We start from the raw sequence: 22,807 nt of genomic DNA on the forward strand, positions 1-22,807 counted from the left end.
AAGGCTTTTTAATATACCTCACAGCGCCCGCACTAGCGTGAATCGCCAAGATAATATTTACATGCGTTGATACTAAGGATTGGTCAAATGATACGCAAGAAGCACCCAGATGTACTTAGAGTGGTTGAATACGTTTTAGACAAGGCGTCGCAGAATGAAACGTTCAGCGTGCAGTCAGCGACTGCCAGCAAAGAGCTGAATGGATTAAACCGATATCAACTCGCTCGGATCATGCGTGATATTTGTCTCGACCCAGAAGATAATGGCAGCCTTGCGAGATATACCACAGTAGATAATAACAATACCGATAATATTTCTTGTCATTGGCAGTTAAATGCCAATGCCTACTTTAGCTATTTATCATATAAATCAGTACAAACCGCCACGATAGCTTTGTGGGTCTCATCAGCTGCTTTAGCGGTTGCAATCGCAGGTTTAGCTCTCAATAGCATTGGCGTTTTTAGCTGAAAGTATCTTTTGATATAAATAATACTAGGCCTCAAGCCGGAGAATAAGAAGTAATGGCACAACTGGAAAATATAGAAGCAATTGAAAATCGCCTATGGGGCAGCGCAGATAACTTGCGGGCGAATAGCAACTACGCCAGTAACGAGTACTTTATGCCTGTGATGGGGCTGATTTTCTTGCGTCATGCCTACAGCCGCTTCCTCGCTGTGAAACCGCAGATAGAAGCATCGCTTCCATCACGTGGTGGCGTAACCCGGCCATTAACCAAAGAAGACTTTTCAAGTAAAGGCGCAATTTTTTTGCAGGAAGAAGCCCAGTTCGAATACCTCGTTAACTTAACTGAGGGCGACGATCGTGCTCAGGCTATCATTAATGCCATGGAAGCTATCGAGGACGACTACGAAACGCTTCAAGGTATCTTGCCCAAAAGCGAATATCAGGAATTAGATAATGATGTTCTAGGCAATTTATTACGAACCTTTAACGACCCTGCCCTGAAAAAGGCGACAGGCGATATCTTTGGCCGTATCTACGAATACTTCCTGACCCAGTTCGCCAACCAAAGCGCTCATGATGGGGGCGAATTTTTCACGCCTGTTTCTCTGGTACAACTCATCGTAAACATAATCGAGCCTGACCACGGTAACGTTATTGACCCAGCCTGTGGCTCTGGTGGTATGTTCGTGCAAAGCGCTCATTTTATCGAGCGCATGCATAAGAGCCCACAAGATTTGGTGACTTTTTACGGTGCCGAGAAAAACCCAACCACCATTCGTTTAGCCAAAATGAACCTCGCCGTACATGGGTTAGAAGGTCGCATCAACAAGGCGATTTCCTATTACGAAGATCCGCACGATTTTATCGGTAAAGCCGACTTTGTTATGGCAAATCCTCCGTTTAACGTCGACGACGTTGACGCTGAAAAAATCAAAAACGACCCTCGGCTACCTTTTGGCCTTCCGGGCGTCAATAAAAAAGGCAGTGTATCCAACGGCAACTACCTATGGATGTCTTACTTTTACAGCTATTTGAATGAAAATGGCCGCGCAGGCTTTGTCATGTCATCACAAGCTTCCAGTTCTGGTGGTGGCGAGGCTGAAGTGCGGCGCAAGATGGTGGAAACGGGACATGTTGATGCTATGGTTTCCATACGCTCAAACTTTTTCTATACCCGCTCTGTTCCTTGTGAACTATGGTTCTTCAACAAGGCAAAGCCTGCCAAACATAACGACAAAGTACTCATGCTGGATGCGCGTAATGTGTATCGCAAAGTCACCCGTAAAATCTATGACTTCTCACCAGAACAGCTGGCAAACCTGACCGCTATTGTTTGGCTGTATCGAGGTGAAACCGACCGTTATGTTGGTCTCGTTGAGCAGCATCTATCGCATGCGTTGAATGAAGCTGCAACAAGCAAAGTAGCCATGGATACCTTTGTTGCTCAAGCCCAAGACTTGCTCGACAAGTTGCCGCAAGTGGATACCGATATCAGCGCTGCTTTTGATGTGCTGTGCCAAGACATTTCGACCTTTGAATCAGATATTGATGCTCAAAACACAGCATGGCAGCAAATAAACAAGGACAATGCTGGGTTACTTGCTTTCGCTAACCGAGTGGAGCCGCTTACCGAAACCAGCCGCGACTTAATCAAGCAAATTGACCAGTTATACAAATTCGCCGAAAAGCAGACGAAAGAGAGCGGAGAAAAAGGCCTTAACAAACTGGTTAAAGCGTTAGATGAGCATCGCAAAGAGGCAGTCGAGCAGCTAAAGCTCATTCGTTATTTCTACAAGCAAGCTCATTGGTTGCAAGAGCGCTTCCCCGATGCCGAACTACAAGACGTCTTAGGCCTCGTGAAATTGGTAGACAGAGAAGAAATTGCCACCAACGACTGGAGCCTAACCCCCGGACGTTATGTCGGCGTTGCCGCAGAAGTCGAAGATGAAAATTTCGATTTTGAAGAAACCCTACGGGATATTCATATTGAACTTAAAGGCCTCAATGAGGAAGCAGCTCAGCTCGCGGCTCAAATTCAGAAAAACTTCGAGGAGTTGGGGATATGAGTTGGAAATCAAAATCGCTTGGTGAGCTATGTGATTCTGCGAATGGAGTCATACAGACTGGCCCATTTGGATCTCAGTTGAAGCAATCTGAGTACATCGATGATAAAGCTGGTACACCAGTAGTGATGCCCAAGGACATCAAAGCTGGAACGGTTGACGAGAGTGAGATTGCCAGAATATCGGAAGCAAAAGCTAATGCATTAAGTCGGCATATGTTATCAGCTGGGGATATAGTCTTCCCTAGAAGAGGTGAAATTAGTAAAAGAGCATACATCAAAGAGGGCTCTAAGTATTTCTGTGGTACAGGCTGTCTAAAAATTCATATACCTGATGCAGATGTACTTAATAAGTTTCTGTTTTACTACTTGGACCAAGAGCACGTGGTCAAATGGTTGGAAGGAAGAGCAATTGGCTCGACAATGCTCAACCTGAACACCTCAATTATGAGGTCTGTCCAAGTTAAATATCCAGACATAAAAACTCAAGAATGGATTGTTAATACTCTTAGTGCATACGACGACCTAATCGAAAACAACAAACGCAGGATTACTTTGCTCGAAGAGTCGGCGCGGCAGCTATATAAAGAATGGTTCGTGCGCTTCCGCTTCCCCGGCCATGAGCACGTTAAAATTGTCGATGGCGTGCCGGAGGGTTGGGAATTAGTGACATTAGGTGATGTCGCTGTCACAAATGCAAGTAGCCACAAAGCCAAAAGGCTCCCCGAAGAGCTAAATTATATTGATATTGCTTCTGTTTCAAAAGGCAATATCGAAGAAAAAAAGAGCATGATTGCAGCAGATGCGCCCGGAAGAGCAAGACGAATCGCGCAGCATGGCGATATTATTTGGTCAAATGTAAGACCAAATCTTAAAGCATATGCTTTAGTTCTGCGCCCTGTTGAAAACGATGTTTTTTCAACTGGCTTCACGGTAATTACTGCCGAAAGAGTACCTTTCACTTACCTATATCAGTTTGTTACTACCGATGCTTTTGTAGCGTACTTGGTGAATCATGCTACAGGAGTGGGTTATCCGGCGGTAAGACCCGCTGACTTCGAAAGAGCACCTTTTTTACTGCCCAAGACAGAGTTAACTGATCAATTCCACGATACTTGCAAAGCGAGTTACGAGCAAATTCATAGGTTGGGAGAACAAAATAAGCAATTAGCTAAAGCCCGTGACCTGCTACTTCCCAAACTCATGAGCGGAGAGCTTGCCGTATGAACCCACCTCTCAACGAAGATACGCTGGTTCAAGCCACCACAGCCGACTATCTAGAGACCGAGCTGGGTTGGGACAACGTGTTTGCCTACAATATGGAAACCTTCGGCAAGGAAGGTCTACTAGGTCGTCAATCAGATAAAGAGGTGGTGTTAACCCGTTATCTTGGTGAAGCACTCGTTAAGTTTAATCCCGGCCTACCTCAGGCCGCATATCAAGATGCGCTTCGTCAAATTACCGAAGCGCCTGTGACTGAAAATACCCTACAAATCAACTTCGAGCAATATGAGCGCGTTAAAAAAGGCGTGCTCGTTCAATATCGCAATGCCGAGGGCGAGTTAGAAAAGAAACGCCTGAAGGTTTTTGATTTTGAGAACCCAGAAAACAATCACTTTCTTTGCGTGCGTGAACTTTGGGTGCGTGGTGATATCTATCGACGCCGCGCTGACATCGTTGGTTTTGTTAATGGTCTTCCACTGTTGTTTATCGAGTGTAAGACCATTCACAAAGACATCCGTCATGCTTTTGAGAACAACCTGTCTGACTACAAAGACACGATTCCTCACCTGTTTTATCACAATGCTTTTGTGATTCTAGGGAACGGTGTGGATGCCAAAATTGGTTCTATCTCCAGTAAGTTTGAGCACTTCAATGACTGGAAGCGGCTAGCAGAAGCCGAGCCCGGCATGGTCGATATGGAAACTTTGCTTAAAGGCATTTGCGCCAAGCATAACTTCCTTGATCTCTTTGAGAACTACACACTCTTTGATGAAAGCAACGGCAAACTTGTCAAAATTATCGCTCGTAATCACCAGTTTCTCGGCGTCAACCGAGCCATTGGTGCTGTTCAAGAACGTGAAGCACGCAAAGGTAAACTGGGCGTATTCTGGCACACTCAAGGGTCTGGGAAATCCTATTCCATTGTGTTCTTTGCGCGTAAGATTCATCGAAAGCTAGGTGGCAACTTCACGTTTTTAATCTGCACGGACCGTGAAGATCTCGATAAACAAATCTACAACACCTTCGCTGGCTGTAAGCTGGTCGACAATGACAAAGACCCGTGCCGCGCATCCTCTGGTACGCATTTAAAAGCATTGCTAAATCAACATAAAGCCTATGTATTCTCACTGGTTCAAAAATTTAATCAGGATGTTGACCCTGACGAGCCCTACTCAGAGCGTAACGATATTATTGTTATCACCGACGAAGCGCACCGCACCCAATACGGACGCTTATCACTGAATCTGCGCAATGCACTGCCCAATGCGAGTTACATCGGGTTTACTGGCACCCCACTCTTTAAAGATGACGAGATTACACGACGGGTATTTGGTGATTACATCTCAACTTATGACTTCCAGCGCGCTGTGGAAGATAACGCCACTGTGCCACTCTACTACGATGCGCGCGGCGAAAAGCTTGGGGTGGCAACCGATGAATTGAATGAGAAAATTGCCGCTAAAGTAGAAGAACTTGAAATTGATGATCAAGACGTGTCAGAGCGTTTAGAAAGAGAGCTAAAGCGCGATTACCACATCATCACCGCTCAATCTCGGTTAGAAAGTATCGCTGAAGATTTTGTCGAACACTACAGTACAGGCTGGCAAACGGGCAAAGCAATGCTGGTGTGCATAGACAAAGTTACTTGTGTTCGCATGCACCAAATCATTCTTGATAAATGGTTAGCGAAATTAGAAGAATTGACAAAAGAGCGCAACAAGCTAAGCGATGAGCAAGCCATTATGGAGCTTGAGCGCAAGCTGGTTTGGATGGAAGAAACCATCATGTCGGTAGTCGTCAGCGAAGAGCAAGGCGAAGTCGATAAGTTTAGGAAATGGGGGTTGGATATCACCCCGCACCGTCGACTAATAAAAGAAGGCTTTGAAACGCCCGATGGCAAACGCATCGACATGGAAAGCGCCTTTAAGAAGGAAGCCCATCCATTTCGGGTAGCCATTGTATGTGCCATGTGGCTTACCGGCTTCGACGTTCCCACGCTCTCGACTTTGTATCTAGACAAGCCGCTCAAAGCCCATACATTGATGCAAGCGATTGCGCGAGCTAACCGTGTCTCTGAGGGTAAAAACAACGGCTTAATTGTCGATTACTGCGGTATTCTTAAAAATCTGCGCAAAGCACTAGCTACCTTCGCTGGACATGTAGGAATTGAAGGCGAAGGTGGCGAATCACCGAATGAATTCGATCCTGTAAAACCAGATGAAGAGTTGCTGGCCGACCTTGCCGAATCAATTGATACAGTTCGTACATTTTTGGCTGACAAAGAGTTTCGACTTGAAGATGTGTTAGAAACTACTGGCTTCGCTCGCAACAAATCAATCATTGATGCCAAAGAAGCAGTAAACGAAAACGATGAAACTCGAAAACGCTACGAGATACTGTCTCGTGAGGTGTTTAAGAAGTTCAAAGCCTGTCTGACCATTAAGGACATTAACCAATATCGCGCAGCTTACGACGCCATCAATATCATTTATAAGAGCTTGCAGAAGGACGTTGAGCGCGCAGACATCTCGGACATCATGCAAGAGTTACATAAAATTATCGAAGACAGTATCGAGATCGGCGGTGGCACGCGAGAGCCAACCAAGCCTTACGATATCAGCAAAATCGACTTTGGACGCCTACGTAAGGAATTTGAGCGCTCCCCGGCCAAAAATAGCACTGTTACAAGCCTCAAGGAGATGGTCGAACGCAAGTTACTTAGACTGCTGATGCAAAATCCTACTCGCACTGACTTTCAAAAGCATTACGAAGAGATCGTAAACGAATACAACAACGAAAAAGACCGTGTGACCATCGAAGCTACGTTTGATGCCTTGCTCAAATTAGTTGAAGACCTATCTGAAGAAGAGCAACGCGCAGTGAAAGAAGGGTTAACCGAGGAATCACTAGCGCTATTTGACCTACTACTCAAACCAAACCTCGCTAAAGCTGACACAAACAAAATTAAGAAGGTTGCGGAATCGCTTTATAAAACGCTCAATCAAGAGCTGCAACGAATTCAAGATTTTGCGGCCAAGCAAAGCACCCGCGACGAGATCAAGGTAAAGATCAAAGACTTTCTATGGGACGAAAAAAGCGGGCTACCTCCAAGCTTCGGGCCCGAGGAAGTAGACGAAAAAGCAGAGCTGGTGTTCCAACATATTTTCATGCAGCAGCGGCAATCGGCCAAACTCGCTCAGTTTAGCAGACTCAAAATGTAGAGAGTGCAAACAATTCAGCTCTCTCATTTAGAAAGTTAAGATATTAAAGAGCCCACGACTTTGATCTAAAACTTCCGAATAATGATGATGAAGAGTAAGAAATCAGACTATCAGATTGTATGTTTTGTGCCCATCTAGTAGGTTAAGGCACGAACTAATAAAAGGAAAAATGAAATGGCAGTCGAACATCATCATGTGGTCATACACCATTTACGAAAGGAATCTAAGCAGCGTATTCAAGCGCCAGTGATAAAAGAAGAGACACTAAACTGCGAAGCAGAGTCAGTACGCAAATTGGTCGAAGGCGTCATTAACCTATACGGAACTAAGGATAATAATGCAATTTTCGGTACTTTTGTTACCAACGGAGTAAAATTGATCCACTGACAACGGTTTAAAAGTGATCCACCTGAGGCATCATAGCCGCACTTTTCAATAAGACAAGGCGGCCTAACATGCTAACTCAGGAGCAACTAGTGGACATTCACGTTTTACACCGACAGGGATTAAGTAATCGCGAGATTGCACGCCGTCTTGGTATTTCCCGCAACACAGTAAAAAACTATCTGGCCCGGCCAACAGTAACGCCAAGCTATTCGGCGCGTGAAGCGCGCCCAACGAAGTTAGGCCCTTATGAGGCATATCTTCGGGAACGGATTAAAGCCGCTGAGCCTGATTGGATACCGGCAACGGTTCTCTTTCGAGAGATAGAAGCCCAAGGTTATAACGGCGGTATGACTCAGTTGCGACAGTATGTATCGCAGTTTAAAAAGCCAGAAGCGAGCGACCCAGTGGTTCGTTTCGAGACCCAGCCCGGTGAGCAGTTGCAAGTTGATTTCACTAACATCAACCGCAACCGGCGTCGCATGAAGGGCTTTGTCGCGACGTTATCGTTTAGTCGTGCAACCTTCGTACACTTTTCAGAGCGCGAGCGCCAAGAAGATTGGTTGTACGGTTTAGAAAAAGCATTTGTCTTCTTCGGTGGTGTTACTCAACACGTTCTGTTTGATAACGCCAAGACCATTATGATCGAACGTGATGCATATGGCTCAGGACAGCATCGCTGGAACCAAGCGCTGCTCGAGTTCGCTAAGTACTACGGTTTCCAACCGCGTGCTTGCCGCCCCTATCGGGCTCGCACGAAGGGCAAGGTTGAGCGTTTCAACTCGTATTTAAAAAGCAGCTTCATCACGCCATTAGCGGCGAGTTTGAAGCAGCATGGCTTACGCTTTGATGTGTCGGTGGCCAACGCTCACATTGGCCCATGGCTTGAACACGTTGCGCATCAACGTATTCACGGTACAACGGGACAGAAGCCGCAGATATTGCTTGAGCAAGAGCGGTTTCATTTACAACCGCTACCAACTAAAGAACACGGTCGTATCGTGACATCATCAGCGAGCCGACCAACACCGATAGAGAGCTTACAGCACCCGCTGAGCGTCTATGACAGCTTGTTGGAGGGACGTTTATGAACCTTCAACAAGAACGCATACTAGACGCTTGTGAGACGCTCAAGCTCGGAACCATTAGTTCTGAGTGGTCTGCCGTCGCAGATAAAACAAGTGCTAAAGAAGGTACTTTTGCCGACTTTCTAGAGCAACTACTGCAGCTTGAACTGCAAGCACGGACACGACGAACACAAGAGACGCTTCTTAAGTTGGCTGGCTTTCCAGCATTAAAATCGTTCGATGATTACGATTTTAAGTTTGCTAGTGGCGCACCACGACAGCAACTAAAAGAGCTAACTGGCTTAGCGTTCGTTGAACGTGCCGAGAACATTGTATTACTCGGCCCTAGCGGCGTTGGTAAAAGCCACTTGGCTATCAGCCTCGGTTACCTTGCGGTAATGCGTGGTATTAAAACTCGGTTTATTACAGCGGCTGATTTAATGCTTCAACTCGCAACGGCAAAAAGCCAAGGCCGACTTGAGCAGTATTTAAAGCGCAGTGTACTTGCGCCGAAGCTGCTCATTATTGATGAGATAGGTTATCTACCTTTTGGTCGCGATGAGGCGAATCTGTTCTTTAATGTTATCGCCAAGCGATATGAGCAAGGTAGTGTCATCGTCACTAGCAACTTGCCATTTTCACAATGGTCGAACGCTTTTGCCGATGACACAACGCTCACAGCGGCATTATTAGATCGGCTTCTGCACCATTCGCACATTGTGCAAATTAGTGGAGAGAGCTTCCGATTAAAGGGCAAAAAAGCTGCAGGAATAATACCTGCTGTCGAAACAAGCGCAGAAGTACTTGTTGATGCTTAAATGCAGCAATGGATCAGTTAAATACCGTTGTTGTGCACGAAAATGGCTGTAAAGGTGGATCAATTTTATTCCGATGCTTTTCGGATAAACCGCAAACCGGCCATGATAATTGACGCTGAGTAAGCACTTTTGTGGATCACTTTGTAGCCGGCGTCTGAAGTATAAAATTAGCTAAGGGTGGATCACTTTTACTCCGTTGTTTTTAGGACAAAAGTGGATCAGTTTTCATCCGTTGTTGACACTTTTGCTAACAATGACGAAGAAAGGGGCTTTTTTCCCGGCTCATTTGAAGGATTTAGACAGGGGCCTCAAAGTGCAGCTGACTTTATTTCATTGACTAAAACAGCAATGAACTCACTGCAAGCCAAAGCTAGAGACGTTAATTTCGCATCTGGTGGCTATATTTTGTTTGCATCTTACCTCAGTGAAAACAAGCCGTTTCTGCTCGTGGCAATGATAAAACAGCGCGAGGGTATACAACTCAATGAAAACCTTGAACCGGTGGGTATACAGGAATTAGACCTGAGTAAACTACATCAGGCTGCTAGGATTAATATTGAGAGATATTTGCAGCATGAGTTGGCTGAAAATGAAGACAAGGACCAGTTCAGCTATTTAAGCTTTGTCAGCCCTCGCACTAATCAAAGCGCTTCTGGCTACTTTATAAAGGCATTGGGGTGCAGCGGTGGTGTCGCTGCTAGCCGTGCTACTGACGCTGCTTGTAAAGAAATGGCTAAATTCTTCCGGAAAAAACCGGAATTAAGAACCAAAACTTCTGACCTTAAAGCCGACGTATTTTCATATTTGCGCGAATGCTATGAAGATCAGAGAGCCGCGACAATCAATGATCTCACAGCGGTAGCTCGGAAACATTTACCTGCCACATATGATGACGAACAAAGGACAAGCCTAGAAAAAGAGCTAGCAGAATATCTCAATAGTGAAGAGGTTCAGGTTCCAAGCGAGTTTAGGGTTCATTTGGCGACAATAAACAAACATGCAAAAGTTAAAATCAAAACTGCCAACTGGCAAATTCAGTTTGAGAAGCATGCTCTCGGAGTAAACGAAAACGCCGAAATTTGGTATGACAAGGACAATAGTCGCTTAGTCATAAACAATTTAACTCCCGAAATGAAGTCCGCAATCACGGATGATTGATAATGAGTAATAAGTCATCGAAAATTGAAGTCATATTAAGCTCCATTGTATCGCTTTACAGAGCTTCAGGCAGACCCCATATTGGCGACAACAACCGGATCGAAGCTGAACTAAGCGCTACGGAACAGCTTATTTCTGCCATTCAAAAATGCCAATCGCTAGACAATACTTTCGGTAGATTTGAAGAGTTATTGGTGGATGATTTAGAACTGGGTGATAACCAACAAATCGCGCCCGGCCAACAAGTTCAATTTCGTTGGGCTTTATCTACGGGAGGAGTTTTACCCTTTTATAATAGCTTCAGCCAGCTACTAACCAATCGTAAGACACTTTTCAAAGGTGACATACCTGAAACATATTATATCTCTCAAGATGACTTGTTAGTCGAGCCAAACCATAAAGGACCGAAGAGTACTAGGCTAGCGAGCATATGTAAGTTAATTAGCCTGTTATCTGAAATAGCACACTATCATGATGAAAAAACTCACGCAGAGACATATCAGTTAGTATTTGTGATAAATGATACTTCTAAAAATGGTTATCACCCTGTTGTTCTTGAAACGAGGTTTGAAGAAGATGACTTAGACGGAGAGGAACTGGACTTACGAACTCTTTCGGTTATAGTCGATTCGGAAAAAAGTGCTGAGTCTCATGCTCAGGAAAAGGCGAGTATGTTCCGTTTGTGTCTGGCAGAAACTATTGAAGCTACTCCAAAAGAAATCAATACTTTCAAATATGTATTGAATACTTGGGAAGAGTTACTTAGAAAATACAAACAGAATTTCGACATATATATCAGCGGCTTTTCATTCAGTAAGCTACGAAACGAGCTAGCCAAGGCAGAGGTTGAAATAGCAAATTCACTATCACGAGTTTTGAGTGATGTTACGGGTAAACTGTTTAGTATCCCTATTTCGTTTGCAGCGTTACTAACGATGAAAAAATTGGACTCAGTTGGCGAGGGTGCTTTATTTGTATCTGGAGCCCTGTTGGTTTCTCTGATTATTAGTGGTCTTGTCAGAAACCAACTGCTTCTAAAAAACAACATCGATGCAAGTCAGAGAATGGTCTTCAATCAGTTTGAACAAAAACGAGAAGACTACCCTCAGGATTTGAAAAACTGCTTAGATGAAGCCAAGATGACAATCGATAAACAATCAAAATTACTGGGGTTGACATTGCATGGAGCGAGAGCCGTTGGTTGGTCAATTAGCATTACTGCCACCTACATATTCTGGATGAAGTTCTATTGAGCGTTCTCGTCAACCATTTTTCCCAGCCTCAGTTAAAAGTTCGCATCGGCCTCCCACCGCTCGTCCTTCAAGGCGATTATCGCCTTGCTGTACCAGCTTGATTATTGAACGTGGCCAATGAGTCAACTCGCTCTCTGTAAGCGATTCTTCATTCGCAATTTTGCGAATTCTCCCATTTTCCCTTATCGATTTCAGCGGCTTACATAAACCGTCTATATTAACCCCACATACGAATGGACTGGCCAAACTGATTGATTTATACCAATTCTTACAACGGTGGGGTCCGCGCCTACTCTTTGTTCCGCCCAGTACCTTGAACTGGTATAGGTGGCAAAATTCGTGGGCCAAGGTGAGCAGAACTTCTTTGTTATCTTTGGCTACTATTCCTCCCTTACTAGATTTGCAAAGATGATTAACCAATTCAATTGTATGAGACTCAGAGTTGTACCAGCCCGCAAAACGATTGTATGACGATTGCGCAGTAGTCATGACAATGGGAACCTCTGCACTTACTTCGTTACTAAATGCTTTTTCGCAAAGTTCTTGCAGGAATCCATACATGAGATCCCCCGAATTCTCACCGTAGAAAAGGTTAGCAGCATTTTTAAAATCTTGAATCATCTTGAGAGCCGAGCGGTAGTATCATCAGTAAATGATACTACATTAAAATAAAGCCCACACAAGGTGGGCTTCACTTTTAAACGACTTATTTATTCCCATTAAACGACTTATTTCATGAGAATATCAAACGCACTCGCTACCGATACTCTTCAATGCTCGGGCATGAGCACATCAGGTTACGGTCACCAAAGACATCGTCAATACGGTTAACCGTTGGCCAGAACTTGTCGTAGCCGACGGCTTCAACCGGATAGGTTGCTACCTGACGGTCATATGGACGATCCCATTCGGCATCGGTAATGTCAGCCAGTGTATGCGGTGCATTGACCAATGGGTTGTTGTCCTTCGGCCATTCACCTGCGGCAACTTTATCGGCTTCTTTCTTAATGCTGACCAAGGCTTCGATAAAGCGATCCAGCTCGGCTTTCGACTCCGACTCGGTCGGCTCGACCATAATGGTACCCGCTACCGGGAAACTCATGGTCGGTGAATGGAAGCCGTAATCCTGTAAGCGTTTGGCGACGTCGATTTCGGCGATACCAGCGGCTTCTTTTAACGGACGTAGGTCGATGATGCACTCATGGGCAACCCGGTTATTGCGGCCGCGGTAAAGGATCTTGAAGTGCTTGCTCAACTGCTCGGCGACATAGTTAGCGTTTAAAATAGCTACTTCTGACGCTTCACGCAGGCCACGACCACCCATCATCGCGATGTACATCCACGAAATTGGCAGAATGCTGGCACTACCAAATTGTGCTGCAGAAACCGCACCGTTGCCGGCTTTTGTGCTATCCAGAGTAATCACACTGTGGTTTGGCAAGAAGTCCTTCAAGTGCGCCTTGACGCCAATCGGACCCATACCAGGGCCGCCGCCACCGTGTGGAATACAGAAGGTTTTATGCAGGTTTAAGTGCGACACGTCCGAGCCAATATAGCCTGGCGAGGTAACCCCAACCTGAGCGTTCATGTTGGCACCGTCCATGTAAACCTGACCGCCATAGCTGTGCACCAGATCACAAATTTCGCGGATGCCTTCTTCGTACACACCGTGAGTCGACGGATAGGTGACCATGATGCACGACAGGTTGTCGCCCGCCTCTTCGGCTTTTGCCTTAAGATCGTCCATGTCGACGTTGCCGTTTTTATCACAGTCTACGACAACCACTTTCATGTTCATCATTTGTGCCGACGCTGGGTTGGTACCGTGCGCTGAACTCGGGATCAGGCAGATATCGCGATGGGCTTCGCCACGGCTTTCATGGTACTTCTGAATGGCCAACAGACCCGCATACTCGCCCTGTGCACCGGAGTTAGGCTGCATCGACAGCGCATCGTAACCGGTGATGTCGATTAACCAGTCCGACAGTGTTGCAACCAGCTCAGCATACCCTTGTGCCTGTTCTACCGGACAGAACGGGTGCAACTGACCGAATTCCGGCCAGGTCACCGGAATCATTTCGGCGGTAGCGTTCAGCTTCATGGTGCACGATCCCAACGAAATCATCGAATGGTTCAGTGCCAGGTCTTTGTTTTCGAGCTTTTTAATGTAACGCAGCATTTCGGTTTCTGAATGGTATTCGTTAAATACCGGATGCGTTAGAAACTCTGACTGGCGCACTAATACCGCCGGGATAGACTCCACTTCGCCACTGGCAACACGGCTGTCGAGCACGTCAACATCAAGACCGTGATCGTCACCAAACAGCACCTGGAACAGGACTTCGACATCCTGGCGGGTCTTCGCTTCGTCCAGGCTCACGCCAAATACGCCATTGCCGTCATTACGTAAGTTGATGCCAGCATTCTTCGAGCGCGCCAACACCTCAGTGGCGTTATCCGCCAGTTCGAACGTCAGTGTGTCAAACCAATGACCGTTGTTGATTTTGACGCCTTTGTCCTGCAGGCCCAGCGCAACGATGTCGGTTAAACGGTGGATGCGGTTGGCGATCCGACGCAGACCTTGAGGACCATGGTAAACGGCATAAAACGACGCCATATTGGCCAGTAACACTTGCGCCGTACAGATGTTGGAGTTGGCTTTCTCACGGCGGATGTGCTGTTCACGGGTCTGCATAGCCATACGCAGTGCAGGACGACCGCGGCTGTCTTTCGAAACGCCGATGATGCGACCCGGTAGCGAGCGCTTGAACTTATCGCGGGTAGCGAAAAACGCCGCGTGTGGACCACCGTAGCCCATGGGTACGCCAAAACGTTGGGCGTTACCAAACACCATGTCCGCACCCATTTCCCCGGGCGCTTTTAGCATCAACAGGCTCATCAGATCTGACGCCACGGCGACAATGGCTTTGTTTTCCTGCAACTCGCCAATTAACTGTTCGATGTTATGCAGTTCACCGGTTTTGTCCGGGTACTGCAACAATGCACCAAACACGTCGTGATCGGAGGCTTCACGAGCCGGGCCGACAATGATTTCAAAACCAAAGTATTCCGCTCGCGTTTTCACCACGTCGATGGTCTGCGGATAGACGTTGTCGGCAATATAAAATGCGTTCGATTTTTTGTTCTTCGACACACGTTTTGCCATCGCCATTGCTTCGGCCGCTGCGGTGGCTTCATCCAACAACGACGCGCTGGCCAAATCCAGGCCGGTCAAATCCATGGTCATTTGCTGGAAGTTCAGCAGCGCTTCTAGACGACCTTGTGCGATTTCTGGCTGATATGGGGTATACGCGGTGTACCAGCCCGGGTTTTCCAGTACGTTACGCAAAATGACATTCGGCGTAACGGTATCGTAGTAACCCATGCCGATGTAAGAGGTGAAGATCTGGTTCTTCTTAGCGATGGCCTTCAGCTGCGCCAGCGCTTCACGCTCCGTTTTTGGCTCGCCAACCTGTAGAAAAGGTTCACGTAAAATGCTGCCGGGAACCGTGTCTTTGGTCAGCGCTTCCAGTGATTCAGCGCCAAGCACGTCGAGCATAGCTTTTTGCTCGTCGGCACTTGGGCCAATGTGGCGGCCAATAAATTCATCATGATGTTCTAATTGCGTCAGGGTAGTACTGGTCATTTACCTCGGCCTCGTACAAATAGGGAAATTTCTGTTTGAGAAAAACAACGAACCCCGGCTGAGAGCTCCGGGGTTCGCGACGTTCCATGTCTGCTATTACATAATGACGTTAGTCTTCGTCGATAGACGCTTCATACGCGTCTGCATCCAGCAGGTTACTTAACTCACCGCTGTCATCTGCTTTAATCTTAAACAGCCAGCCGTCGCCGTATGGGTCGTTATTGACGGTTTCTGGAGCGTCTTCTAAATCTTCATTGACGGCCACGATTTCACCGCTGATCGGTGCATAGATGTCAGACGCCGCTTTCACCGATTCTGCCACTGCGATGTCATCGCCGGTTTCTACTTTGTCGCCTACGTCAGGCAGCTCAACGAACACCATATCGCCCAGCAGGTCCTGTGCGTGTTCGGTGATACCTACGGTGAAGGTGCCGTCACCTTCGTCACGAACCCACTCGTGGGTTGATGCGTATTTCAGATCGGCTGGAATGTTGCTCATAATGACTTCCTGTAGTTCAACTTTAAAACGTTATTATAAAACAGATTGACCGTTTCGCACGAAGCTCGGCTTGACCACTTTTACCGGCACTTGCTTCTTCCGCATTTCTACTTCGGCGGTTTCACCGACGGTTGCAGGAACACGCGCCATCGCGACTGAGAAACCAAGTGTAGGCGAGAATGTACCAGATGTAATGACACCTTCGCCACCCTCAACGGTCACTTTTTGACCGTGACGTAATACGCCTTTGGTTTCCATCACCAATCCAACCAACTTATCGTGGCCTTTTTCTTTCAGCGCTTCTAATGCTTTGCGACCAATAAAGTCGCGGTCGGCCGGCTCAAACGCCACACTCCAACCCATGTTGGCTTCCAACGGAGTGATGTTTTCATCCATATCCTGGCCGTACAAATTCATTCCGGCTTCCAGTCGCAGCGTGTCGCGTGCGCCCAGACCACAAGGCGCAACGTTGGCCGCTAACAGCGCATCCCAAAGATTGACCAGTTGCTCGGCCGGAACCACAATTTCATACCCCTTCTCGCCGGTATAACCGGTGGTCGCGATAAAGTAGTCACCGACTTGTTTGCCGACGAACGGTTTCATGCCGTCGATTTCAGCGTACTGCTCAGCGCTCAGCACCTGTTGAATTTTTTCTGCCGCATTCGGCCCTTGCAAAGCGAGCATGCCCATGTCATCGCGTTCTTTGGTGGTAACGTCAAAGTTCGCGGCGATCTTTTCGATCCAGGCCAGATCACGGTCACGGGTCGCTGAGTTCACGACCATACGGTAGGACGTCTCAGAGAAGTGGTAAACGATCAGGTCATCAATAACACCGCCGTTTTCATTCAGCATACTGGTGTACTGTGCTTTACCTTCCGTTTTCAACTTGGCGACATCGTTGGCCAGCAGGTAACGTAAAAAGGCCTGAGCTTGAGGGCCTTCCACATCGACGATGGTCATGTGCGACACGTCGAATACGCCGCAGTCGCGACGCACAGCGTGGTGCTCTTCGATTTGCGAACCATAGTTCAATGGCATGTCCCAGCCATGAAAATCAACCATCTTCGCACCGGCTTTTACGTGTGCATCGTACAGTGGCGTTTTGCTACCCATAACGCGATCCTTTTTTAAGAAAAGTTTTACTGACGTAATGGGCGCAAATTATAGGCGGGTTCGACTTAAACTAAAAATGAATATTGCTTATAATGGCATTAATTTTTTAAATACCTGACGCATACATTATAAGGTCTTACAATGAAGCACCTGTCTCTAGAGGCGTTGCGCAGCTTTACCACCGTGATTGAGCTCGGCAGCATGACTGCAGCCGGTGAGCGCATGGGACGTTCGCAGCCAGCGATCAGTCTGCAGTTAAAAAAACTGGAGCAACAAGTCGGGGTGGAATTATTAACCCGTCACGGCACTGGATTCGCGTTAACAGCCGACGGCGAAGTATTATTCGATTACGCGCAACGGCTGTTGGCCTTGAACGATCAGGCCTGGGCGCAATTCGAACCCCAGCAGGTCAGTGGTAAAGTGCGATTAGGCATTACCAGTGAATTTGCCTCCAGTTTGCTACCCAGCGTGTTAGGGCAGTTCGCGCAAGTCTATCCGCAGGTAACTCTGCAGGTTACCTCTGCATTAAGTAAAGACTTACTGACCGGGCTTGGTCAACAGTTTGATATTATCCTTGCGCTGCGTGAGCAAACCAATAAGAGCGACGTGCTGATTCAGCGCGAGGAGTTGGTCTGGGTGGGGTCATCGGCGTTAATGGAGCAACCGAGTTTTCCGTTGGTTGTGGCGCCGGAAGGCTGTATTTACCGGCGCCGTGCCGAGCAATGTTTGCAACGAATTCATCAACCGTACCGTATTACTTACACCAACACCGACTTTTCCGGTCTCACCGCGGCGTTAAACAGCGGGCTGGGTATTACCGTACTGGCACGCAGTACCGTACCTGAAAACATTGCCATTATCGATCTGCTGCCCGACGGCAAGCGCCTGCCGCACCCGGGTTCCGTCAATGTCATCATGCGACTCGCCGGCGGCGCCTCCAGCGCGGCATCGCAACTGGCGGATTACCTGAAAGCACGGATCTAGCAATACCCTTGCGCCAAAGGCGCAAGCTACCGCAGGGCGATTTCGGCGAGCTTCCGTTTGAGTGGCGTCACGTGGTTAGGGAGTGCGAAAGCGATGGCGCGCAGGCCTTTGAGAATCGGGTTGGCGGTTCCAAAGCCGCGCTTGAACGCTTCCATAGCGGCAATCATAAGCTGGGTTTCAGCTTTACGGGTTCTGACATACGCCCCCAGTCTCCGCGACAGCGCGCGCAGGTCTTTCAACTCAACCTCGGCCAACACCTGCGCCAGTTCCTGCACATCACCAAACCCGAGGTTTGCCCCCTGGCCTGCCAACGGATGAATGGTGTGCGCCGCATCGCCCGCCAGGACAATGCGTTGGTGTTGCCAACGGCGCGCATACTGCATACGCAACGGAAACGCTTTCACTGGCGATGCCGTTTCGCACGCACCAAGGATCCGTCCGGATTCGGCCTCAACCCATTTCGCCAAACGTTCTGGCGACTCCGCCAGCAATTGTTCGGCAAACGGCTGATCCGCTGACCAGACAATCGACACCGTGTGCGCTTCGGGCGTCGGCAACAATGCCAACGGCCCGGTCGGCAGAAATACCTGCCGCGCAACGCCCTGGTGCGGTCGCTCCGTTTTGATATTGGCGACAATTCCCTGCTGCTGGTAATCCCAGAATGTGATCGGCAATTCGGCCCACTGTCGCACCTGCGAGCGGCCACCATCGGCACCAACAACCAGTTGTGCACTCAGCAGCTCATTACCCAGACTGAATTCCGCCGGGCTGTCTTCATCCCCCGCATTTAATAGCTTCCAGTCCTCAGCCTGCCGGATGTCGACCTGCAACGCCTGCGCCCGCTGCCAGAGAAAATGCTCAATCACATTGTTTTCGACAATAGCCCCCAAGTCATCGGCGTTGACGTCCTGGGCACTGAACTCGATGTGTGCCGGGCTATCTTTATCCCATACCTGCATACGGTGATAAGGGCCGGTGCGGTGTTGAGCGATCAATGCCCAGGCGCCACATTGCTCCAACAGCTTTCGACTGCGGGCGTTCAAAGCACTGACGCGCAGTGCCAGTTCGTCTCCCAACTGAGGTTGTGTGTGGCGCTCCAGCACCGTTACCCGGCGCCCTTGAGTCGCCAGCAGGCAGGCCAGTGCGAGGCCAATCATGCCACCGCCGACAATAGCGATATCGGTTTGCTGACGTATCATGCGCGCATCCCCATGGTTAAGCGGGCAAAAGCTGATTTTAACGGCCCGCAATGGTGTAACCCAAGTAGAGCAAGGTTACGTGGAACCACCATAGGCCAATACCGATTGGAAAAACCACGCACCAACAGATCGGTCAAATTGATGATGGCGTTGTAATCTTGCTCACGGCGCCGATGGTACTCATTCAGGGCGGCAAAAGCGCCGGCATCGTCGACACCGGACAGCACCTCGACCAGGGTTTCGACATCCCGCAGGCCGAGATTAAAGCCTTGTCCGGCAATTGGGTGCAATGCGTGCGAGGCGTTGCCCAAAATCACGCAGCGATGATGAATCGAGCGATGCGCGCGGCGCAATTGGAGCGGGTAAAAAAACCGCTCCGAGGTTGCTGTAATGGCGCCGGCTCGATAGCCGAAAGCGCGCTGGCAGGCGTCAATAAAGTAATCGTCGTGCCAGCTTTTCACGTCGTCGGCCACTTCGCCTTTAAACGTCCATACCAGTGACGCCTGTTGTTTTGGCATCGGCAACAGCGCGATGGGGCCGTCTTCGGTAAAACGCTCGTAAGCCCAGCCCTGCAGCGGACGATCCAGAGTAAGGGTGGCAATACAGCCAACCTGATTGTAATCCTCGACTGAGCTTGCCAGCCTTAGCGTTTCCCGCACGTAAGAATTTTGCCCATCAGCTCCCGCCAACAGTTGCGCTTCGATGGTACGCCCGTCACTGATGGAAACGGCGACAGAGTCACTTTTTTGTTCAATCGCGGTGACTCGGCAACCGCTCAGCCAGCGCACATTAGCCAGTTGCTGACAACGTTCAAACAAGGTCTGTAACAGTTCTGCGGCTGGCACCACAACGCCCAAGGCGGCGACGTTCTCAGCGGCCGCATGTAACTCCATCGCGCCGAGATGACCGCGGTCGCTGATATGAATGTGCTCGATCGGCGTCTGTGTCTGCGCTGCGCCGAGCACTCCAAGCTGCTCCAGGCGTTTGGCCGAAGCCGCCGCCAGGGCAATGATTCGTTTGTCGTTAGGGGGCCCGCTATCACGCGGTTCAACCACAACGATAGGCCAGTCGGGACGTTGCTGCGCGAGCATTAATGTCGTCAACGCACCGACCAAACTTCCGCCTGCAATTACAACTTTTGCATCCACGCTTCTATCTCTTCAACCGTCTTAGGCACCGATTCGGTGATGTTTTCATAGCCGTCTTCGGTGATGATCAGGTCATCCTCAATACGAATACCAATCCCGCGCCAGCGTTCATCCACGCCGGATTCGCGCGAAATATAAATGCCGGGTTCAACCGTAATGACCATACCCGGTTCCAGTTTTACCGGACGATTCTGCGCGTCTTTATAACGACCAACATCATGTACGTCGAGCCCAAGCCAATGGCTTAAACCATGAATAAAAAACTGTTTCCAGCGTTGCCCGTTAAAGTTTTCCTCGGCGTCGCCTTTTAGAATTTCCAACTCGGTCAGGCCATCATTAATAATACGAGCGGCTGCCTCGGTCGCTTGCTGCAAATCAGCCCCCGGCTTGATGCAGGCAAAGGCTGCCTGCTGTGCCTGCAGCACCAGCTCATACAACATTTTTTGTTCATCCGAGAACTTGCCATTGACCGGAAACGTTCGGGTAATATCGGCGGCATAGCCCTGATATTCGGCACCAGCGTCCACCAGCACCAGATCACCGTCGTGTAACTGATCCCGGTTGTCTGTGTAATGCAGTACACAGGCATTAGCGCCACCGCCACAAATCATGCCATAGGCGGGATACAGCGCACCGTTCATGGCAAACTCATGGTGTAGCTCGGCGCCAAGCTGATATTCATAAACTCCCGGCTGGACAAATTTCATGATGCGTTTAAACGCTTCACTGCTGATCCGCGCTGCTTCGCGCATGACGCTCAGCTCGTGCGCTGACTTAATTTGCCGCATTCGGTCAAGCCGCGGCCGCAAGTCATCGATCCTATGGGGTACTTTGTTACCGCGTTTTTCGGTTTCCCGCAAAAATGCCATGGCCTCATGGACTTGATGCTCAAGACCTTCATCCTCACCGAGGATGAGATAAACGCTCTCAGCGCCGTTAAGGATCTCCGGTAAGCGGTCGTCCAGTTCCTCAATGTCATGAGCGGTATCAATCCCCAGAGCGTTCGGTGCGTTGTGATAACCCAGCCGCAGACCGTGCCAGACCTCGGCACTCGGATCCTTATCCTGACAGAACAGGATACTGCCCGCTTGTTCCGGCAACGTACTCAACACCAACACCGCATCCGGTTCGTTAAACCCGGTCAGGTAATGAAAGTAGCTATTTTGCCGAAAGGGGTACTCGGTGTCGTTGCTACGGGTCAATTCTTGGTTCGCTGCCACCAGCGCTACAACGTTGGCCGGTAGCTGCTGCAACACACGTTTGCGTCGTTGCAGAAATTCATCCTGCGGAATCACGGGCTTCATTGACACACCTCGGTTTAATGTAAGGTTTTATTTTTCTCCGGCACAGTCTGCTGATGATGACCCAGTTCGGTAAAGCACATCATTGCCGAAATGCGCAGATATTCGGCCACTTCGAAGTAAGCACGCTCGGCATCTTCGCCGTCTTCATCATCAAAATCGAGTTTGGCAATTTCAATCATGTCGTCAAGCGCCTCGCGCAGGTCTCCGGACGTGTTAGCCACATTGGCCTGGTTGACGCCAAAACCGACCAAGAAAGACTGCACCCAGCCACCGAGTGCCTGCAGACGGTCACCGAGCGGCGCCTGATCATCGGGCAATAATAACTGATAACCCATATCACGGTCGCCCAAAGCCGCCTGAATCTCTTCGGCCTGTTCCCGCAGCAAGTTTTTTAACTCGGCGGGCATGGTATTGCCGTCGTAGGCCAAATCGGTCATCAAGGTCATCAGCTCGTCACTCTGGGCATCACTGCCCGTTGCGATGAGTCCGGTTAGCATACCTTGTACTTCCGCAGCAGATGGCGTCATATCAAATTGCGCGAGCAATTCCGCCAATCGATCGTAATTAAAACGTGTCGGCATTGTAAAAATCCTTGAATTTACTTGCTTACATCCTAACACTGGCCTTTATAATACGCTAGCTGACAAGCACCGGCGGCTCGTGTCATAATAACCGCCGTTGGCACAAACACTGTGTTTTAAAGAATGATAAGCAGGGAGTCTGCAAAATGGCGGGTCGTACTATGGACATAACCTTACTGGACAGAAACTATCGGGTGAATTGTCCTGCCGGTCAGGAAAGTGCGTTGCAGCAAGCCGCCGATGCACTCGATAAGCGCCTGCGTGACACCAAAGAACGCACCAGCTTAACCAACGTCGAGCAAATTGCGGTAATGACCGCCCTGAACCTGTGCCACGAGTGGATGCAGGATCAAAACGACCAGGCGGCACGCACCGCTAAATTGGAAGAAAAGATCCAATTACTGCAGGCAACCATAGAACAAGCTATGAGTGAACAGCGATCGCAGCGCGGTTCACGCTAAACAATATAACGATTTCTGCGGTTTCCTGGGGCGTACGACAGGTAGGCGAATGTCCCTGAGCCGATGCTTTTATCTAAAGGGGACCACTGGCCCGTCATGAGCAAGCCCGACACGTATCGGGAAGCCTACGACGGATACCAATTGCTCCCCGCCTTGAACCAATGGGTTCAAGGGCTAACGCCCAACAACGGCGCCTCCGGGAAACCACCCTATCGAGTAA

General features: G+C 48.8%; 19 protein-coding genes and 1 other RNA gene. 12 read left to right on the top strand and 8 right to left on the bottom strand.

Annotated features, from left to right (window positions below; translation table 11 throughout):
- The first annotated feature begins 87 nt into the window (after window positions 1-87).
- The 9 genes from C5610_RS10825 to C5610_RS10865 all read left to right on the top strand — a co-directional run bounded on the left by C5610_RS10825 (window position 88) and on the right by C5610_RS10865 (window position 11,652).
- Window positions 88-468: a hypothetical protein gene (locus tag C5610_RS10825; RefSeq protein WP_105307156.1), complete on the top strand. Its 381-nt coding sequence runs from the start codon at window positions 88-90 to the stop codon at window positions 466-468.
- A 53-nt stretch (window positions 469-521) separates the two neighbouring features.
- Window positions 522-2,531 (top strand): type I restriction-modification system subunit M, encoded by a 2,010-nt coding sequence (locus C5610_RS10830; RefSeq protein WP_105307157.1) that lies wholly within the window; start codon window positions 522-524, stop codon window positions 2,529-2,531.
- A complete protein-coding gene (locus C5610_RS10835; RefSeq protein ID WP_105307158.1) occupies window positions 2,528-3,754 on the top strand; it encodes a restriction endonuclease subunit S in 1,227 nt (408 codons plus the stop codon). Before C5610_RS10830 ends, C5610_RS10835 begins: the two co-directional genes overlap by 4 nt.
- Window positions 3,751-6,972 (top strand): type I restriction endonuclease subunit R, encoded by a 3,222-nt coding sequence (locus C5610_RS10840; protein WP_105307159.1) that lies wholly within the window; start codon window positions 3,751-3,753, stop codon window positions 6,970-6,972. The genes C5610_RS10835 and C5610_RS10840 overlap by 4 nt, the downstream gene beginning before the upstream one ends.
- Window positions 6,973-7,146: 174 nt before the next feature.
- Complete coding sequence (locus tag C5610_RS10845) at window positions 7,147-7,359, top strand: hypothetical protein (RefSeq protein ID WP_105307160.1); 213 nt, start codon at window positions 7,147-7,149, stop codon at window positions 7,357-7,359.
- Window positions 7,360-7,427: 68 nt separating this feature from the next.
- Complete coding sequence (gene istA / locus C5610_RS10850; RefSeq protein ID WP_105306323.1) at window positions 7,428-8,447, top strand: IS21 family transposase; 1,020 nt, start codon at window positions 7,428-7,430, stop codon at window positions 8,445-8,447.
- Window positions 8,444-9,241 (top strand): IS21-like element helper ATPase IstB, encoded by a 798-nt coding sequence (gene istB / locus C5610_RS10855; protein WP_105306322.1) that lies wholly within the window; start codon window positions 8,444-8,446, stop codon window positions 9,239-9,241. The genes istA and istB overlap by 4 nt, the downstream gene beginning before the upstream one ends.
- Window positions 9,242-9,454: 213 nt before the next feature.
- Window positions 9,455-10,399, top strand: a complete 945-nt coding sequence (locus C5610_RS10860; RefSeq protein WP_158682688.1) for a nucleoid-associated protein — start codon at window positions 9,455-9,457, stop codon at window positions 10,397-10,399.
- Between the two features lie 2 nt (window positions 10,400-10,401).
- Entirely contained in the window at window positions 10,402-11,652 is a 1,251-nt protein-coding gene (locus tag C5610_RS10865; RefSeq protein WP_105307162.1) for a hypothetical protein, read from the top strand.
- A gap of 9 nt (window positions 11,653-11,661) precedes the next feature.
- Here the strand turns inward: C5610_RS10865 and C5610_RS10870 are convergent, their stop codons facing one another.
- The 4 genes from C5610_RS10870 to gcvT form a co-directional block, all read right to left on the bottom strand.
- Window positions 11,662-12,273: a SprT-like domain-containing protein gene (locus tag C5610_RS10870; protein ID WP_105307163.1), complete on the bottom strand. Its 612-nt coding sequence runs from the start codon at window positions 12,271-12,273 to the stop codon at window positions 11,662-11,664.
- Window positions 12,274-12,409: 136 nt separating this feature from the next.
- Window positions 12,410-15,298 (bottom strand): aminomethyl-transferring glycine dehydrogenase, encoded by a 2,889-nt coding sequence (gcvP, locus tag C5610_RS10875; protein ID WP_105307164.1) that lies wholly within the window; start codon window positions 15,296-15,298, stop codon window positions 12,410-12,412.
- 109 nt (window positions 15,299-15,407) lie between these two features.
- Window positions 15,408-15,797, bottom strand: a complete 390-nt coding sequence (gene gcvH, locus C5610_RS10880) for a glycine cleavage system protein GcvH (protein WP_105307165.1) — start codon at window positions 15,795-15,797, stop codon at window positions 15,408-15,410.
- A gap of 33 nt (window positions 15,798-15,830) precedes the next feature.
- Window positions 15,831-16,910: a glycine cleavage system aminomethyltransferase GcvT gene (gcvT, locus tag C5610_RS10885; RefSeq protein ID WP_105307166.1), complete on the bottom strand. Its 1,080-nt coding sequence runs from the start codon at window positions 16,908-16,910 to the stop codon at window positions 15,831-15,833.
- Window positions 16,911-17,051: 141 nt separating this feature from the next.
- On the opposite strand from gcvT, the gene C5610_RS10890 reads away from it, so the two are divergent.
- Window positions 17,052-17,894 carry a LysR family transcriptional regulator gene (locus tag C5610_RS10890; RefSeq protein WP_105307167.1) on the top strand — a complete coding sequence of 281 codons (843 nt, stop codon included), beginning with the start codon at window positions 17,052-17,054 and terminating at the stop codon, window positions 17,892-17,894.
- Window positions 17,895-17,920: 26 nt separating this feature from the next.
- Here C5610_RS10890 and C5610_RS10895 read toward each other — a convergent pair whose 3' ends face one another.
- From C5610_RS10895 to C5610_RS10910, 4 genes are read right to left on the bottom strand one after another with little or no spacing between them, the layout of a single operon-like run.
- Window positions 17,921-19,093 (bottom strand): FAD-dependent oxidoreductase, encoded by a 1,173-nt coding sequence (locus C5610_RS10895; protein WP_105307168.1) that lies wholly within the window; start codon window positions 19,091-19,093, stop codon window positions 17,921-17,923.
- Entirely contained in the window at window positions 19,090-20,241 is a 1,152-nt protein-coding gene (ubiH, locus tag C5610_RS10900; RefSeq protein ID WP_105307169.1) for a 2-octaprenyl-6-methoxyphenyl hydroxylase, read from the bottom strand. Before ubiH ends, C5610_RS10895 begins: the two co-directional genes overlap by 4 nt.
- The gene (gene pepP / locus C5610_RS10905) at window positions 20,223-21,545 is read right to left on the bottom strand and encodes a Xaa-Pro aminopeptidase (protein ID WP_105307170.1); all 1,323 of its coding nucleotides are present in this window, start codon (window positions 21,543-21,545) and stop codon (window positions 20,223-20,225) included. The genes ubiH and pepP overlap by 19 nt, the downstream gene beginning before the upstream one ends.
- 14 nt (window positions 21,546-21,559) lie before the next feature.
- Window positions 21,560-22,126: a UPF0149 family protein gene (locus tag C5610_RS10910; protein ID WP_105307171.1), complete on the bottom strand. Its 567-nt coding sequence runs from the start codon at window positions 22,124-22,126 to the stop codon at window positions 21,560-21,562.
- 146 nt (window positions 22,127-22,272) lie between these two features.
- Between C5610_RS10910 and zapA the strand changes: the two genes are divergently transcribed.
- Window positions 22,273-22,587 (top strand): cell division protein ZapA, encoded by a 315-nt coding sequence (gene zapA / locus C5610_RS10915; RefSeq protein ID WP_105307172.1) that lies wholly within the window; start codon window positions 22,273-22,275, stop codon window positions 22,585-22,587.
- A gap of 19 nt (window positions 22,588-22,606) precedes the next feature.
- Window positions 22,607-22,794: non-coding RNA, 6S RNA (gene ssrS, locus C5610_RS10920), on the top strand.
- Window positions 22,795-22,807: the final 13 nt, after the last annotated feature.

The sequence above is a fragment of the Idiomarina sp. OT37-5b genome (assembly GCF_002968395.1).
Lineage (GTDB): Bacteria > Pseudomonadota > Gammaproteobacteria > Enterobacterales > Alteromonadaceae > Idiomarina > Idiomarina aquatica.